Below are 14731 nucleotides of genomic sequence, written 5' to 3'. Positions count from 1 at the left end.
ATGCCAGGGATAAAGCTCATCGACAAAAAAGGCTCCACGCTGCACGACTACCCGTATTGCACCCCCGCCCGGAAGTGCCCACACTTCTGGATTATCAACGTTACCCCACCCGGCCCGGCCCACTGCGTGCACCACTGCCTGTACTGCTATGCCCGTGAGGCCATCTACTCGAACTACGCAGCCGAAACGCTCATTTATCGCAACCTGCCGGAACTCGTGGCCAGAGACTTAAAGCGTATAAACCTCTGCCCGCCCATCTCCATCTCCAACGTTTCCGACCCCTGCCAGCCCATCCCGGAGCTCAGGGCCGAGGTGAAGAGATTAATACAGTTGTTGATGGACTATGGCGTCGGCTTTGCCATCACCACCAAGGGTGACCCGGGCTTTCTCCTGGACCTGCCCGGCTTTATCAGCTACCGGCCAAAATTCATCGCCATCACCGTTGAAGGCACCGCCGACATCCTGCACCTGCTTTCGCCGGCGGCTCCTCCGCTGGAACAGCGACTGGCATCGGTGCGCCAGCTTTCCGCTCTTGGCATCGATACCCTTATTCGCTTCGACCCCATCTTCATCCACCTTTTCCAGGCACTGTACGGCAACGCCTGGTTCCAGAAAATTGAAGAGCTTGTTGGCACCTTTGCCGGAACCGGAGCCAAGCACATCGTCTGCAGCACCGGCCGGCTGTCCAAAAAGTCAGCCAGCCCGGATGGCATAAGCCTGTGGCAGCGTATCCGGGACGTGGTTCATCGCCAATCACCTGAAGCAGCCCGATGCTTTGAACGGGAATACTGCTATGAGCGCGGCGGTACCAGCCAGGGATACCTGCTGCGGAGGGATATTCGTCTGGCACTGCACAACCGACTCCGAGCGCTGGTAGAAGAAACCGGGATGACTTACGCCACCTGCCAGGAACTCAGTGCCGCTGAGTCCGACTCGTTTGGCCTGCCTCACTGCGAGCGTTTCATATTGCCTTTCGCCCGCAAGCAGGTAGACGGCCGATTCCAGGCCATCGATGGGTGCACGGCCAACTGCCACGTTACCTGCCGCAACATTACCCCGCCGCTCTGCGGACGACCCGAGCTCGCCGCACCCCAACCGTTCAGGATTGGCTACCTGAAATAGCAAGAGACGGCAACCAGATAAAAAATCAATTATGTTATAATGATACGGCGAACGCAGCATTTACATGACAGGAGGTAGCTGCTATCAGTAAAACGGAGAAGCGTTATCACCTTGCCGGCTGGCTTCTGTTTATCGTCTGCGCCGTATTCTTCATCGCGCAGAGTCTTACCGACAACAACCTGCTTGGTCTCGGTGGCAGCATCGTCTTTTTCGCCGGTTGTGTTGCCTTCCTCATCCCGCTGGTGAGCAACTGGCAAAAGTAATAAAAAACAAAGCGGATGTAGTACAATATAAGAGGTTTGCTCTCTGGCTCTATACAGGTAAGCACTGGATTGAGGTGATTTGATTATGGATACGCAAGGCATACTGTTCATTATAATCATTGTTATACTGTTCATTTTATCGGTCCTCTTCCTGCCCTACTGGCTGATAATGCGCTCTGTCCCCAGAGTAATCAGGACGTTCCGACAGAAGAACGCCGTCGGCGCAAATAATGCCATGACCGTCGAAGAGCTGGAGCTGAAACCGAAGTCCATATTCCGGAGGATGTTCACCCGACGTGATTACAGCCAGAATGCCCTGCAATTCCTCATCAGGGCCGATGTGGTTGATATTACCGAAGAAGGCAAATTTTTTCTCAACGATGAGAAACTGATGCTCTCCAAATGGCGACATCTCTGATACCGCCGCGCTAGATACCATTCAAAGCCGACAGGTTTTCCGCGATGACACACTGGACGGAAGAGCTCTTTGAAGAGCATCCCGAGCTGTTTGTCGGCGCCTTCGAGGAGCGCCTCGCGCAGGCGCCGAAGGAAACCGATGCCCTTCTCCACTACCTGAAAGAACAGGGATTCCAGCCGGAACGCGTCCTCGACCTGAACTGCGGCATCGGACGTCACTCCATGGCGCTGGCGCAGCGTGGCATCCAGGTTCTGGGCACCGATATCTCGTCCCACTATATCCAAATCGCAGCCAGTAAAGCCCAGGAGGAGAAGCTGTCCGACCGGGCGAAATTCAAGGTGGCGGACATGCGTCAGATTGCTTCCAGCCTCCCCGATGAGCCGCCGTTTGATGGCATTATCTGCCTCTGGACTTCATTCGGCTTCTATGATGACAAAACCAACGAGAACATACTGCGCGACTGCCTCAAACTGGTGAAGCCTGGCGGCTTCTTCGCCCTGGATATTGTGAACAAGGACTGGTTCCTCCAGAACTATGAGGAAAAGGGGTTTTCACGAAATAACGACTGGATTGTTCTCGAGGAAAGAAGATTTGATACCGAGAAATCGCGGAATCACAATACCTGGCTCTATCTAAAACAAACCGGAGAGCTGACTTTTGAACTGGAGAAGATAATCGAGCTTGACCACCGTATCTGGAGCCTGCCTGAGCTTATCACGCTTTTCAACAACACCGGCTGGCAGTTTAAAGCTACTTACCCCGGATTTGCCACTGGATTTCACCAAGTAAAAGTTGCATCTCTATCCGCAGAAGCCAACATCCTGCAATCACCGATGCTTCTGGTCGTATCCCGTCGTCCTGAATGAAAAGAGGTTTTTACCAGTATGGCTGAAAAAGGCGCTATCTATATCGGCACGTCGGGCTGGTCTTATCCCAGAGGCGCCGGCACCTGGGCTGGCTACTTCTACCCTGCCGGCACCACCAATGAACTTGAATATTACAGCCAGTTCTTCAACACAGTGGAGATAAACAGCTCTTTCTACCGCCCGCCGAATCCGGGCTACGTTTATAACTGGGTACGCCGTACGCCGCGGGATTTCCTCTTCGCGGTGAAATTATGGCAGAAATTCACCCATCCCAAAATGTACGAGGCAGCCACCGGCGAGGCAGCGGTGATATCGCAGAGTGACGTCGACCTGTTCAACCACAGTCTGGAGCCGCTCTATAAAGCGGGGAAACTCGGGGCGCTGCTGGCCCAGTTCCCACCGAGCTTCAAGAATGGCCGTTACGGCCAGCAGATGCTCTCGGCCGTGATACGGACGTTCGGGCAGTACCGGCTTGCCGTTGAGCTACGACACCGAAGCTGGAGCGATGATGCGCACACCGCTGAACTGCTCAGGGAACATAATGTCGCCTGGGTGCAGATTGACGAGCCGAAGTTCCCGTCCTCCATCGCCGCCGATATTCCACCGACGGCTGACATGGCCTATTTCCGCTTTCATGGTCGCAACAAGGAAGCCTGGTGGACCGGTGATAGCGAGACGCGTTATAAATACCTGTATTCTCCGGAAGAGATAAAGGAGCTGGCAGATAAAATGAGGCCTGCCTTTGAGCAGGCCAGGCTCACCTTTGCCTTCTTCAACAATCACTGGCGTGGCTATGCGCCGCGCAATGCTGCTGATATGAAGAAGGAGTTGAAACTGCCGGTTCAGGAACTCCCAGTTCCGGAAAGGCTGCCTGATGAGGAGTAGTAGTAATACTGATATAATGGTTCAGAACCATGAAATTTCTTTCTCTTAAATCAAGGATAACGATGTCCCAGGCATTTGCCTGGGCTGCAATCGCCATAATACTTACTACAATATTCACAGACGGGGGCTTTCAGGTTTACTCCATTTATCAGAAAAGCATCGATTATGCTGATTTCTGCATTAACCTTATCAAACACTGGGTAATGAATTTAATAGGCTAGCCAGTGGTTATGCAGTTAGTTAACACAACTGGCAGCATCAAGAGCAAAAGGAGGCCTGGATGACCGAAGGTTACGATGTCTTGGTAAAGGTAATATCTCAACAAGGTCTCTGTGGCAGTGGCCATAAAGTAGGCGATGAGTGGGTTATCGGCGACAAGACCCCTGAGGGTATCTGTCTTTCTGCCTTTGATTCTCTCTTTTCTAATATTCGAGTATTGAAGTTTGGCGGGTCTTTCCCCTGGGAAAATAACCCTGACGTTGCCACAATCGCTTGCCCGGATGCCGAGAATCCGGTAGTCTTTGAACTAACCAGATTGCGGAAGTAATATCCCTCACCTTAATCACCAGCACGACTGATATGCAACGTAGAATGTCCAGAGAAGGCAAAACCATCAAGGTGATGATTGATATGTACTGTCGTAGTCATCACCGGGGTAGCAAGCTGTGCTCCGAATGTGGAGAGCTTTTAGACTATGCACTGGAGCGTCTTAATAAGTGCCCGTTCCAAGAGGGTAAAACGACATGCGTTAAGTGTCCCGTACACTGTTATAAGCCGGCTATGAGAGAAAAGGTTAGAGTCGTAATGAGGCATTCAGGCCCCCGTATGACTTATAGACATCCTATTCTGGCATTATTCCACTTCATTGATGGAGCGAGAAAAGAACCGGTTCATCCCGCACACAAATAGGAACTGAGGTTAAATAGACATGGCAGCGGGTGGATTCGAACCAGTGTCATGTTTATTTGTTTCGTCTAAATTCCTATAATCAGTACCAGCGGTACGATGAGTGCTATCAGTCCCGTGAATACCACCACGAAAAGAAAGAGGTTGTATCTCAGTGCGTAATTACTTAACAGAGACTCATCATAGTATCCTTCGACCCCCTGGTCTTTGTACATCTTCAGCAGTCCGTTTATCAATTTGATTCTGGTTTGTTTTCCTTTTAATAGTCCTACCTCTACAACAAAATTGACCGCGATGACAAGGCAGAAAAAGGTAAAGAACACAATCCAGGCAGTAGCATCTTTGTCTGAACCTTGCGCCACGGCTGAGTTTACGCCCAGAGCCAAAAGGTTCAGGAGAATCGCGGCGAGTATAAAGATGGTGTCGGTACGAGCATTTTGCTGTAGTTCGGTAATGATATGTTCATGAACACGCTCAATCATATTTTCCCCTCCTATCCGGAATATCGTCTTATAATGAATAATAATCCTGCGGCCTGTGAAATGCAATCGCGAAACATGAGAGTGGAGAATCAACAGAGATACGGGTATATGTTACTGGCATCACATGCATTATAATGAGCTGAAATCACAACAATACTTACGGCATTATCCAAGAACGAATTTGAATAGAATAAACTAACTGGCAGCGGGTGGATTCGAACCGCCGACCAAGGGCTTATGAGTCCCCTGCTCTTCCTCTGAGCTACGCTGCCAACAGAGTAGAATATAGCATCAATATAATTTAAATGTCAATTTCTCCTGATAACGTGGACACCGGTGGCTTTGAAGGCAGCGTAAACCTTTTTCCCCTTGGTTAAGCCCATCTCCTCGGCCGACCTTTTGGTCACCATTGCCACCAGAGGAAATCCGCATTGGAGCTCAACACGGGTCAGCGGCCCCATATTCACCAGCCAAGTAATCTCCCCTTCAAATGAGTTCCGGGCACTGCTGGAAATTCTGGAAAGAGCCAGCGTGATATCCTCCGGCCGGATACAGGCACACACGCCTTCGCCAATCGAATGGTCGGAAATCGCTTCGATGGACTTTCCCCCGCTTTCGATGGTGACAACCCTGTCTTCGCTGGACGCGATTACGCCATCGATGATGTTTTCCACACCGACAAACTCGGCCACCTCCTTATTGCGCGGCGAGGTGAAAACGTCCTTTGAGCTTCCAATTTGCAGGAGCTCCCCATTCATCAGCACTCCTATCCGGTCGGCAAGGCGCTGCCCCTGAGACAGGTCGTGCGTCGCCATGATGATGGTGGTGGCAAACCGCCGGATAATGCTGCTGATAAGTTCCTCGATTCGAGCTGCGGAAAGCGGGTCGAGATTGGCCGTTGGCTCATCCATCAACAGAACCTCCGGTTCAATGGCAATCGCTCTGGCGATGGCCACGCGCTGCACCTCTCCACCGGAAAGATTACGAGCATTCCGGTTACGGTAATCAGAAAGGCCAACGACATCAATAATCCGATTTACCTTTTCTTTGAGCTTGCTTCCCTTGACTCCCCGCCACCTCAGTGCATAGGCGATGTTATCGTAAACACTCAGGTTGAAGACCACCGGCTTCTGGAGGACAAACGCCATCCGTCGGCGCATGCCGAGTCGCACCGCGGCCGGTGCAGCGGTATTAACACCGTCGAAGTTTATTTTACCGGACGTTGGTTCATCTATCAGGTCTATCAGGCGTAAAAGCGTCGTTTTACCGGCGCCGGTAGGTCCAATCAGGGCAAAAACCTCCCCCTGTTCGATACTGAGATTGATATTCTTCAAGATATCCTGCTCGCCGTATCGCTGACTTAGATTTATTATCTCAATCAAAGCCATGGTTATCTCTGCTGCACTCGATTCAGGATGACGTTGATGATAAGGGCAATCGAAATCAGGATAATGCCCAGCGCAATCGACAGTTCCAGGTCACCTTTGGATGTTTCCAGGGAGATAGCCGTGGTGATTACCCGCGTGAAACCACGGATATTGCCCCCCACCATGAGGGCTATGCCCACCTCGGAGATAGCCCGGCCGAAGCCCATGATGATAGCCGCCATAACGGCGAACCTGGCCTCTCTCGTTACCGCAATCGCCGTCTGAAAACCGCTGGCGCCCAGCGACCGTGCCGTATCGATTATGCTCCGGTCCACACCGCTGAGCGCGGAAACGGTCAGGCCGAGCAATATCGGCGTGATGAGGAGCATCTGCCCCAGCACCATGACCGTTGGTGTGAACATCAGGCCAAGTCCACCCAGCGGCCCCGCCCGGGAAAACATAACGAAGACAAAGAGTCCCACCGCCACCGTGGGTACGCTGAAGAACGTCTGAGTCAGGCTTATCAGGAACCTTTTACCACGGAACTGGTGGAAATGAATGAGGCTCGCCAGAGGCACGCAGATGGCCGATGCGAGCAGAGCAGAGGTCACCGAGATTCCCAGCGACCTCCCGGCTATCTCCATCACCTCCGGATCAAGCGTGACGATCAGTTCTACGGCCTTTATCAGGCCATGCCACAGTTCAACCATCAGACCAAATTTTACTTCTGGGCACAGGCTTTATATTTGCCTGTGCAGATGATTTTATCGCCGCAACTGGGGCAGAATTTCCAGTCCGACCTGATTTCGTAACCGCACTTTTTGCATTTTACTACCGTAGCGATGAGTGGCATTTTATCCCTCCACAGCAATTTTTAATTTGTGGGTTCGGCGCCGGCGCAGGGAATAAAGAGCTGCATGCCGTACTCCTCAACGCCGTACTCGCCGATTAGCTCCTGTATTTCAGGGGAAGTAAGAAAACCGACCAGGTTATTGGCCATGTCGATTTTCACGCCCTTTACCTTCTCCGGATTGACGGCTATCGCGGAATAGACATTGAGCAGGATGTCACCTTTGTCCACGATGGGCACAAGGTCCAGTTTCCCCTTGTAGGCCAGATAGGTACCGATATCGGTCAGGGTATAGGCCTGCTTCTCGCTGGCCATCATCAACGTTGGCCCCATCCCGGTCCCCGCCTCGATGTACCAGGCACCCGCCTGCTGAACCGCCTCATATTCATACCCGGTTTTTTCCCAGATGCTCTTTTCCTTGGCATGGGTGCCGGAATCATCCCCCCGTGATACAAAGTTGCCGCTCCCGGTCTCCATAAGCTTCTTGAAGGCTTCCTCAGGATTCATACCCTTGATGCCGGCCGGGTCGTCGGACGGCCCTACAACGAGGAAATAATTATAGGCAAAGGGCACCCTCTCCACCCCGTAACCTTCGGCGATGAATTCCTCTTCACGTGCTCTGGAATGGACGGCTACTATGTCCACATCACCTCTCCGGCCGTACTCCAGCGCCTTGCCGGTGCCGGCGTACATGACGTCCAGTTCCACGCCGTGCTGCGCCTCGAACATCGGCTCCAGGTATCCCCAGAGGCCGGTATCATAGAGACTGGTAGTGGTCGCCACCCTTATCCTTTGCTTGGGTGGCAGCGGCGCCGCCTCGCTGGACCTGGCGCAGCCAACGCCTCCCATTGCTGAGATGGCGACTATCAACAGCATAACAGTAATACTTATTACTTTAAACTGCGTTTTATAATTTAACTGCAAAACTGTGCACCTCCTGAATGATTCTGCCACGCATGTTTCTTAGGTTAAGGCGGCGCACGGATAAGATAAAAAGGCTGGAAAGTAAAAGATAAATTGGGAACTTAGGGTGAGTGATGAAGCTATAAAATAATTCCAGAAACAAAATAATCTCTCCTTTCCAAATACGGGAGGCACCGCCGTTTCCAGTGATACCCTATCGGCCGGTCTCCCTAGGCTAACGCCCTTAGGAGAACAGGCTCGGAGAAAGAAAACCTATATTCTTTTCTGGCGGTGATTATAGCATAACCTCAGGAATAACTGCAACAACTGTTGATGGATGCAGTCTTGACGCTACATCCCGCTTCTGTTAAAATCGGCACGAAGTAAAAACCCCTTGAGGTAAAACAGCCTCCATATTGAGAAGCACTCGCCTGAAGGGAGGTAATGTTTTGATTCAGCAATCAGCTCACCATAAACCTGCGCATCAAAAGTTACCCGCAAATAAAGGCAAGGAGGTTTGAGGTGGCTATCGACTATCAGAAAGAAGGCAAAATTGCTATCTTCACCATCAACCGCCCCGATGCTTTGAACTCGATCAATGTGCAGGCGTTCAGAGAACTGCACGAGGCAATGGTCGATTTCCGGGATGACGATGGACTGTGGGTGGGCATAATCACCGGTGCCGGGGACCGCGCGTTCTGCGCCGGCGCCGATATCAAAGATATGCTGCCCTTCATGAAGGAAAGCCTACAACAGCGCCTAGGGGCGCTGCCGGATACACCCATGCGCGGGCTTGACCTCTGGAAGCCGCTTATCGCTGCCATTAATGGCATGGCACTGGGTGGCGGCCTGGAAATTGCACTGGCCTGCGATTTACGCATCGCATCGGAAAAAGCACGTTTTGGCTCGCCCGAAGTGAACCTGGGGCTCATACCGGGCTGGGGAGCTACTCAACGACTTCCCAGAATGATTCCTCCATGTAAGGCCGCCGAACTTCTGCTTATGGGCAAACAGATTGACGCTCAGGAAGCATACCGCATCGGTCTGGTCAACACGGTTGTTCCGCCGGAGACGGTGATGCCCACGGCACGGGAATGGGCGGAGACAATCTGCCAAGCCGGACCTCTGGCGGTCCGGGCGGCCAAGGAGGCGATGATCAGAGGCAGCAGCCTCACGCTTGAAGACGGCCTGCGACTGGAAAACGCGCTGGAAGCCTGCGTGATGAGCACGGAAGATTTCACCGAAGGGACGACCGCCTTCGTGGAAAAGAGAAAGCCTGACTTCAAAGCCAAATAAAACTGGAGGGACGGAGCGCTATGGAAATCAAGCAAGTTGGTGTCGTCGGCTGCGGGCAGATGGGTGGTGGTATTGCACAGGTAAGCGCCCAGTCCGGCTACCAGGTGACTGTCTCTGAGATAAATGAGGAGCTGTTAAACAAGGGGCTGGCCGCAATCAATTCGTCACTGGCCAAAGCGGTGGAGAAGGAGAGAATCACACCGCAGGATAAAGAGGCTACCGTCTCCCGTATCAAAGGCACCACCAGTATGAAGGACTTAAGCAGCTGCGACCTCGTCATCGAGGCAGCGATTGAAAACCTGGAATTGAAAAAGAAGATATTCGCCGAACTGGACTCGGTCTGCCCCAAACACGCCATCCTGGCCACCAACACATCGTGCCTTTCCATCATTGAAATGGCCATGACCACCAGCAGGCCGGACAAAGTGCTTGGAATGCACTTTTTCAATCCACCGCCTTTAATGAAACTGCTGGAGGTAGGCAGGACAGTTGCCACCAGTGAGGAGACTCTGGAAATCATCCGGAATTTCGGGCGGTCGCTGGGGAAGACCGTTATCACCGCTCCGGACTCACCCGGCTTTATCGTCAACCGCCTGATGGTTCCCCAGGTAATGAACGCCATCCGGATGCTGGAAGCAGGGGTGGCCAGCAAAGAAGACATCGACAATGGCATGATGCTTGGTTTAAATCACCCCATAGGCCCGCTGGCCGTGGCAGACCTGGTAGGCCTGGACACGTTTTACTATATCGCCAGCGCCATGTACGATAAATTCAAGGACCCTCAGTTTGCTCCCCCAGTCCTGCTGGAGAAGATGGTTACCGCAGGGTGGCTCGGGCGTAAAACAGGCAAGGGTTTTTACGATTACAAGTAGAACTTCCGACGAGCGTGTCGAGACAAGGAGAAAAAGACATATGACCATTGACGGAAAAGTGGCTCTGGTTACCGGCGGCTCTGGTGGACTGGGCAGCGTGCACTGTTTGACCCTGGCCAAAGTCGGCTGCCACGTGGCCGTTGCCGGGTACACTCACATGGGTAAGGCCGAGGCTGTAGCCGAACAAATTCAAAATCTGGGCAGAAACGCCACTGCCATCAAGATGGACGTGTCGGAACTGGATGATGTGCAGCGGGGGGTAAAGCAGATAGAAGAAGCACTCGGTCCTGTCGAAATCCTGGTCAACAACGCTGCTTCCGGTATCGTGCGCGCGGCTACCATTATCAATACCGAGAAGAAAGACTGGGACCGCGACCTGTCGGTCAACCTGACCGGCGCTTTCAACACCATCAAATGCTGCATGCCGGGCATGGTGGAGCGCGGCTGGGGTCGCATTATCAATATTTCTTCTATCTCCGGCACCCAGGGGGGTATGGGACAGTGCAGCTATGCCGCCACCAAGGCGGGTCTCATCGGCCTTATGAGGACGGCGGCACTGGAGGGCGCCAGAAAGGGTGTTACCTGCAACGCGCTGGTACTGGGCGTCTTCGACGCCGGTGGCTTTCATGAGGTTACTCCGGAGTTTCAGGAGCGCATCATCAAGCGCATGGCGATGCGCCGGATGGGTGACCCGCAGGAGGTGAGCAACGTCCTCGCTTTCCTGGCTTCGGAAGAATCGAGCTTCATTACCGGAGAGACCATTGAAGTAAGCGGCGGCGCCAATCTGTTCACCTTCTAATATATTATGGTAGAATAAATCGTGTCTATAACATACTCCTGAAAATCCAGGAGAGGATATCGCTATGGCAATTCGAGAGGTCGAGGTCAAAGAAAAAGGCAAAGGATTAAATATTGAATCGGTCGAATGGAATGGTCTGACCTGGTTCGATATTGAAAAGCCCACCGAGCGGGATACCGAATACCTGGCGCAGAATTTCCCCTTCCACCCCCTCGACCTTGATGACTGCCTCAGCCGCATCCAGCGGCCCAAAATAGATGAGTACCGGGATTACCTGTTTCTGGTGCTGCACTTCCCGGTATTCAACAAAGATGCCAGACTGACCACGCCCAGCCAGGTCTCCGTGTTTATCGGTGCCAATTACCTGATTACGCTGCATAAAGGCGACCTCAAGCCACTGGTGAAACTGTTCCGGGAGTGCCAGCTTGAGGAGGAGGCACGACAGGAAAACTTCAGCCAGGGGTCGGGGTACCTGCTCTATCGTATCATTGACCGGCTCATTGACTACTGTATTCCGATTCTAAATCGGATAAGCGCTAATATTGAAGAAACCGAAGACAATGTCTTCGCCAGCAAACGAATACCGCGGGCCATCGAGGATATTTCCGTCCTGAGGCGCGATGTTATCTCCTTCCGCCGCATCATCTGGCCGATGAGGGCGGTCATCGCTACACTGGAACCGAAGATACGGCGGTTCACCAAGATGGACCTGGCCGTCTACTTCGGCGACACGGTTGACCACGTCGATAAGATATGGGACGGCCTGGATGAATACAAGGAAATCATTGAGGGCCTCAATGATACGCACGATTCGCTGGCCACCAACCGCACCAACGAGGTCATACGCATGCTGACCGTCATCGCCACCATCCTGCTGCCGATTACCGTGGTGGCGAGCATCTTCGGCATGAACATCCCTCTGGGGCCTTTTGGCAATTCCGCATACTCGGCACTCTTTGTCTTTTTCATCTGCCTCGCCATCATCGGCGGCATGCTCTACTTCTTCCGCCGAAACCGCTGGATATGATATGAGTGTCTCGCACCGACTGGTGATATTCATCGCCCTCTTCATCACCTGTCTCATTACCGCCAATGTCACCGCCGTCAAGGTCATCAGCCTTGGCCCATTCCTCCTGCCAGCGGCCATTTTCATCTTCCCTTTGAGCTACATCTTCGGGGACGCCCTCACGGAGGTCTACGGCTACCGTCTGGCACGCCGGGTTATATGGCTCGGCTTTCTCTGCAACCTTATCTTCGTCTTCTTTGTCTGGGTGGGGCAGGTACTACCCGCCGCGCCTTTCTGGGAAGGGCAGGAGGCCTACCAGCGCATTCTGGGCTATACGCCGAGGTTGCTGGCCGCCTCATTTCTGGGCTACCTGGTCGGCGAGTTCGCCAACTCCTTCATTCTGTCCAAAATGAAGATTATGACGCGGGGTCGCTGGCTGTGGAGTCGCACCATCGGCTCCACCATCATTGGGCAGGGGCTGGACACAGCGATTTTCGTCACCGTGGCCTTCATCGGCACGCCGTCCTTTGTACCCATCATGATTCTCTATCACTGGCTGGCCAAGACGCTCATTGAAGCCCTGGCCACCCCCCTCACCTACGTCATGGTCAACTGGATGAAGAGGAGAGAGGCCACTGATACCTATGATTACGATACTAAGTTCAACCCTTTCCGCATTGCCAACTAGACAGGAGAAATAGATAAGTTGAAAATTCAGTTTCTGGGCGCGCACAACTGCGAATCGGCCACCACCAGGCTGGTCAGCATATTGATTGATGATGCCCTGGCGCTCGATGCCGGCGGGCTCACCTCCAGCCTGTCGATTGAAGCCCAACTAAATCTCGAGGCGATTCTGCTTACCCACCATCACTACGACCACATGAGAGATGTGCCGGCGCTGGGCATGAACGCGCTCTTCTACGAGACCAGCGTCCCGGTTTATGCCACGCAGGCAGTCAGGGATGCCCTGGCATCACACTGGCTCAATGGCACCATCTATGCCAGCTTCTTGGAAAGGCCACCGGAAAACCCTAGAATCAAATTCACGGTCGTTGAGCCAAACAAAACATTCAAGATTTCTGGCTATGAAATTCTACCCGTTCCGGTAACTCATTCGGCACCCACCGTAGGTTATCAAGTTACGTCTCCAGATGGCAAAACGCTATTCTATACCGGGGACACCGGGCCGGGGCTGGCCGAGGCGTGGCCTGACGTATCACCACAATTGCTCATCACCGAGGTTACCGCGCCTAACTGTTATGAAGAGTTTGGCCGCCGCATGCTGCACCTCACTCCAAATCTGCTGAAGGAGGAACTGCTCGTTTTCCAGAAATCGAAAGGTTATCTCCCGCAGGTCTTCCTGGTCCATATGAACCCGCGACAGGAAAAGGAAATAGAAGCGGAGGTCGAGCAATTATCCGATGAGCTTGGCACGTCGATAAGGCTCGCTTATGAAGGACTGGTGGTTCAGCTATAATAGAGGTGGGGCAAGGAAAGCCGCGGTGTCAGACAGTACAAAATTCATCGTGGACAGCAATGTGGGCAAGCTGGCCAAATGGCTGAGAATGCTGGGCTATGATGCCGTTTTCTTCGAGGGCGACGATGACGCCTATATGATTGACAGAGCGTTGAAGGAAGACCGGGTGATACTGACCCGGGATACCCAGGTAATGAAACGGGGCGTTATCACCAGCGGCCGACTCAAAGCCATCCTGATTGACAGCGACAAAGTGGAGCCGCAGGTACTCCAGGTAATTGAAACGTTACACCTTGATTTCCAGTCCAGGCCGTTCACCATCTGCCTTGAGTGCAATAATCCACTGGAGGAGAGGAGCAAAGAAGAAATCAAAGACCGCGTGCCGTCCTACGTTTTCAAGACACAGCAGCAGTACATGGAGTGCCCCGTTTGCCATAGAATCTACTGGCGCGGCACGCACTGGCAGGCGATGCTCGGCAAACTGGAACGATTGACAAAGCGCCGCTAATAGTCCAAGATATTGCTGCGATTTGACTGTCAGGATAATCAATGATGGAGGGCAGCTATGAGTGATAAGGAGAAGAATTTACAGACCATCATAGACTGTGGCGTGGTGGCCATTGTCAGGGTCAGCAGCGCCCAGGAAGCGGTGGACGTATGCCAGGCCATTGCCAAAGGCGGTGTTAAACCGATTGAGGTGACCATGACCGTCCCCGGTGCCATCGATGCCATCAGGGAATTCAGAAGCGCGGTAAAGGAGGAGGTACTGGTTGGCGCCGGTACCGTGCTCGATCCGGAAACGGCCCGCGCCTGTATCCTGGCTGGCGCCGAGTTCATCGTCAGCCCCACCCTTAACCTCGAGGTCATCAAGGTCTGCCGTCGCTACAGCAAGATTGTCATCCCCGGCACCTTCACCCCCACTGAGATACTGACCGCCTGGGAGGCCGGTGCGGACATCGTCAAGGTGTTCCCGGCATCGGTAGGCGGCCCCGGATACCTTAAGGACATTCTGGGGCCACTGCCTCAGGTGAAGCTGGTGCCCACCGGCGGGGTGAACCTGCAGACCACGCCGGAATTCATCAAGGCCGGCGCGGTGGCGGTGGCTGCCGGTTCATCGCTGGTGGATAAGAAAGCGGTGAGCGAGAAAAACTGGGCTGTCATCACGGAGACCGCACAGAAATTCTGCGAAGCGGTGAGGCAGGCAAGGGGAGGTTAGTTA

Annotated in this window: 20 protein-coding genes, 1 tRNA gene and 1 riboswitch; of the genes, 14 read left to right on the top strand and 7 right to left on the bottom strand. The window is 53.2% G+C overall.

What is annotated here, in order from left to right:
* A complete protein-coding gene (locus tag KKD83_07140) occupies positions 1–1122 on the top strand; it encodes a hypothetical protein (protein ID MBU2535921.1) in 1122 nt (373 codons plus the stop codon).
* 29 nt (positions 1123–1151) lie between these two features.
* Here KKD83_07140 and KKD83_07135 read toward each other — a convergent pair whose 3' ends face one another.
* The gene (locus KKD83_07135) at positions 1152–1379 is read right to left on the bottom strand and encodes a hypothetical protein (GenBank protein MBU2535920.1); all 228 of its coding nucleotides are present in this window, start codon (positions 1377–1379) and stop codon (positions 1152–1154) included.
* A 91-nt stretch (positions 1380–1470) separates the two neighbouring features.
* Here KKD83_07135 and KKD83_07130 point away from each other — a divergent pair, with 91 nt between their 5' ends.
* The 5 genes from KKD83_07130 to KKD83_07110 all read left to right on the top strand — a co-directional run bounded on the left by KKD83_07130 (position 1471) and on the right by KKD83_07110 (position 4463).
* Entirely contained in the window at positions 1471–1803 is a 333-nt protein-coding gene (locus KKD83_07130) for a hypothetical protein (protein MBU2535919.1), read from the top strand.
* A gap of 44 nt (positions 1804–1847) precedes the next feature.
* A complete protein-coding gene (locus KKD83_07125) occupies positions 1848–2669 on the top strand; it encodes a class I SAM-dependent methyltransferase (protein MBU2535918.1) in 822 nt (273 codons plus the stop codon).
* 18 nt (positions 2670–2687) lie between these two features.
* Complete coding sequence (locus tag KKD83_07120) at positions 2688–3554, top strand: DUF72 domain-containing protein (protein ID MBU2535917.1); 867 nt, start codon at positions 2688–2690, stop codon at positions 3552–3554.
* A 280-nt stretch (positions 3555–3834) separates the two neighbouring features.
* Entirely contained in the window at positions 3835–4101 is a 267-nt protein-coding gene (locus KKD83_07115; protein MBU2535916.1) for a TIGR04076 family protein, read from the top strand.
* Positions 4102–4133: 32 nt separating this feature from the next.
* A complete protein-coding gene (locus KKD83_07110; protein MBU2535915.1) occupies positions 4134–4463 on the top strand; it encodes a nitrous oxide-stimulated promoter family protein in 330 nt (109 codons plus the stop codon).
* Positions 4464–4528: 65 nt separating this feature from the next.
* On the opposite strand, the gene KKD83_07105 is transcribed toward KKD83_07110, so the two are convergent.
* The 6 genes from KKD83_07105 to KKD83_07080 form a co-directional block, all read right to left on the bottom strand.
* Positions 4529–4942 (bottom strand): hypothetical protein, encoded by a 414-nt coding sequence (locus KKD83_07105; protein ID MBU2535914.1) that lies wholly within the window; start codon positions 4940–4942, stop codon positions 4529–4531.
* A 200-nt stretch (positions 4943–5142) separates the two neighbouring features.
* A tRNA-Met gene (locus KKD83_07100) sits at positions 5143–5214 on the bottom strand.
* A 36-nt stretch (positions 5215–5250) separates the two neighbouring features.
* Complete coding sequence (locus KKD83_07095; protein ID MBU2535913.1) at positions 5251–6324, bottom strand: ABC transporter ATP-binding protein; 1074 nt, start codon at positions 6322–6324, stop codon at positions 5251–5253.
* A gap of 8 nt (positions 6325–6332) precedes the next feature.
* Positions 6333–7019, bottom strand: coding sequence for an ABC transporter permease (locus KKD83_07090; protein MBU2535912.1), 687 nt, complete (start codon positions 7017–7019; stop codon positions 6333–6335).
* 11 nt (positions 7020–7030) lie between these two features.
* Positions 7031–7162: a zinc-ribbon domain-containing protein gene (locus KKD83_07085; protein ID MBU2535911.1), complete on the bottom strand. Its 132-nt coding sequence runs from the start codon at positions 7160–7162 to the stop codon at positions 7031–7033.
* A 21-nt stretch (positions 7163–7183) separates the two neighbouring features.
* Positions 7184–8035, bottom strand: coding sequence for a substrate-binding domain-containing protein (locus tag KKD83_07080; GenBank protein MBU2535910.1), 852 nt, complete (start codon positions 8033–8035; stop codon positions 7184–7186).
* A 182-nt stretch (positions 8036–8217) separates the two neighbouring features.
* A riboswitch (molybdenum cofactor riboswitch) is annotated at positions 8218–8338 on the bottom strand.
* Positions 8339–8584: 246 nt separating this feature from the next.
* On the opposite strand from KKD83_07080, the gene KKD83_07075 reads away from it, so the two are divergent.
* The 8 genes from KKD83_07075 (at position 8585) to eda (ending at position 14728) form a co-directional block, all read left to right on the top strand.
* On the top strand, positions 8585–9358 hold the full coding sequence (locus KKD83_07075) for an enoyl-CoA hydratase/isomerase family protein (GenBank protein MBU2535909.1): 774 nt from the start codon (positions 8585–8587) through the stop codon (positions 9356–9358).
* 20 nt (positions 9359–9378) lie between these two features.
* Positions 9379–10230 carry a 3-hydroxybutyryl-CoA dehydrogenase gene (locus tag KKD83_07070; protein MBU2535908.1) on the top strand — a complete coding sequence of 284 codons (852 nt, stop codon included), beginning with the start codon at positions 9379–9381 and terminating at the stop codon, positions 10228–10230.
* A gap of 40 nt (positions 10231–10270) precedes the next feature.
* On the top strand, positions 10271–11029 hold the full coding sequence (locus tag KKD83_07065) for an SDR family oxidoreductase (GenBank protein ID MBU2535907.1): 759 nt from the start codon (positions 10271–10273) through the stop codon (positions 11027–11029).
* A gap of 64 nt (positions 11030–11093) precedes the next feature.
* The gene (gene corA, locus KKD83_07060; protein ID MBU2535906.1) at positions 11094–12056 is read left to right on the top strand and encodes a magnesium/cobalt transporter CorA; all 963 of its coding nucleotides are present in this window, start codon (positions 11094–11096) and stop codon (positions 12054–12056) included.
* Position 12057: 1 nt separating this feature from the next.
* Positions 12058–12723, top strand: a complete 666-nt coding sequence (locus KKD83_07055; protein ID MBU2535905.1) for a queuosine precursor transporter — start codon at positions 12058–12060, stop codon at positions 12721–12723.
* Positions 12724–12741: 18 nt separating this feature from the next.
* The gene (locus KKD83_07050) at positions 12742–13512 is read left to right on the top strand and encodes an MBL fold metallo-hydrolase (protein ID MBU2535904.1); all 771 of its coding nucleotides are present in this window, start codon (positions 12742–12744) and stop codon (positions 13510–13512) included.
* On the top strand, positions 13487–14020 hold the full coding sequence (locus tag KKD83_07045; GenBank protein MBU2535903.1) for a Mut7-C RNAse domain-containing protein: 534 nt from the start codon (positions 13487–13489) through the stop codon (positions 14018–14020). Before KKD83_07050 ends, KKD83_07045 begins: the two co-directional genes overlap by 26 nt.
* Before the next feature lie 57 nt (positions 14021–14077).
* The gene (gene eda, locus KKD83_07040) at positions 14078–14728 is read left to right on the top strand and encodes a bifunctional 4-hydroxy-2-oxoglutarate aldolase/2-dehydro-3-deoxy-phosphogluconate aldolase (protein MBU2535902.1); all 651 of its coding nucleotides are present in this window, start codon (positions 14078–14080) and stop codon (positions 14726–14728) included.
* Positions 14729–14731 lie beyond the last annotated feature (3 nt).

This window comes from Chloroflexota bacterium (assembly GCA_018829775.1).
Taxonomy (GTDB): domain Bacteria; phylum Chloroflexota; class Dehalococcoidia; order Dehalococcoidales; family RBG-16-60-22; genus E44-bin89.
This window is presented reverse-complemented; position numbering and strand designations above follow the sequence as displayed.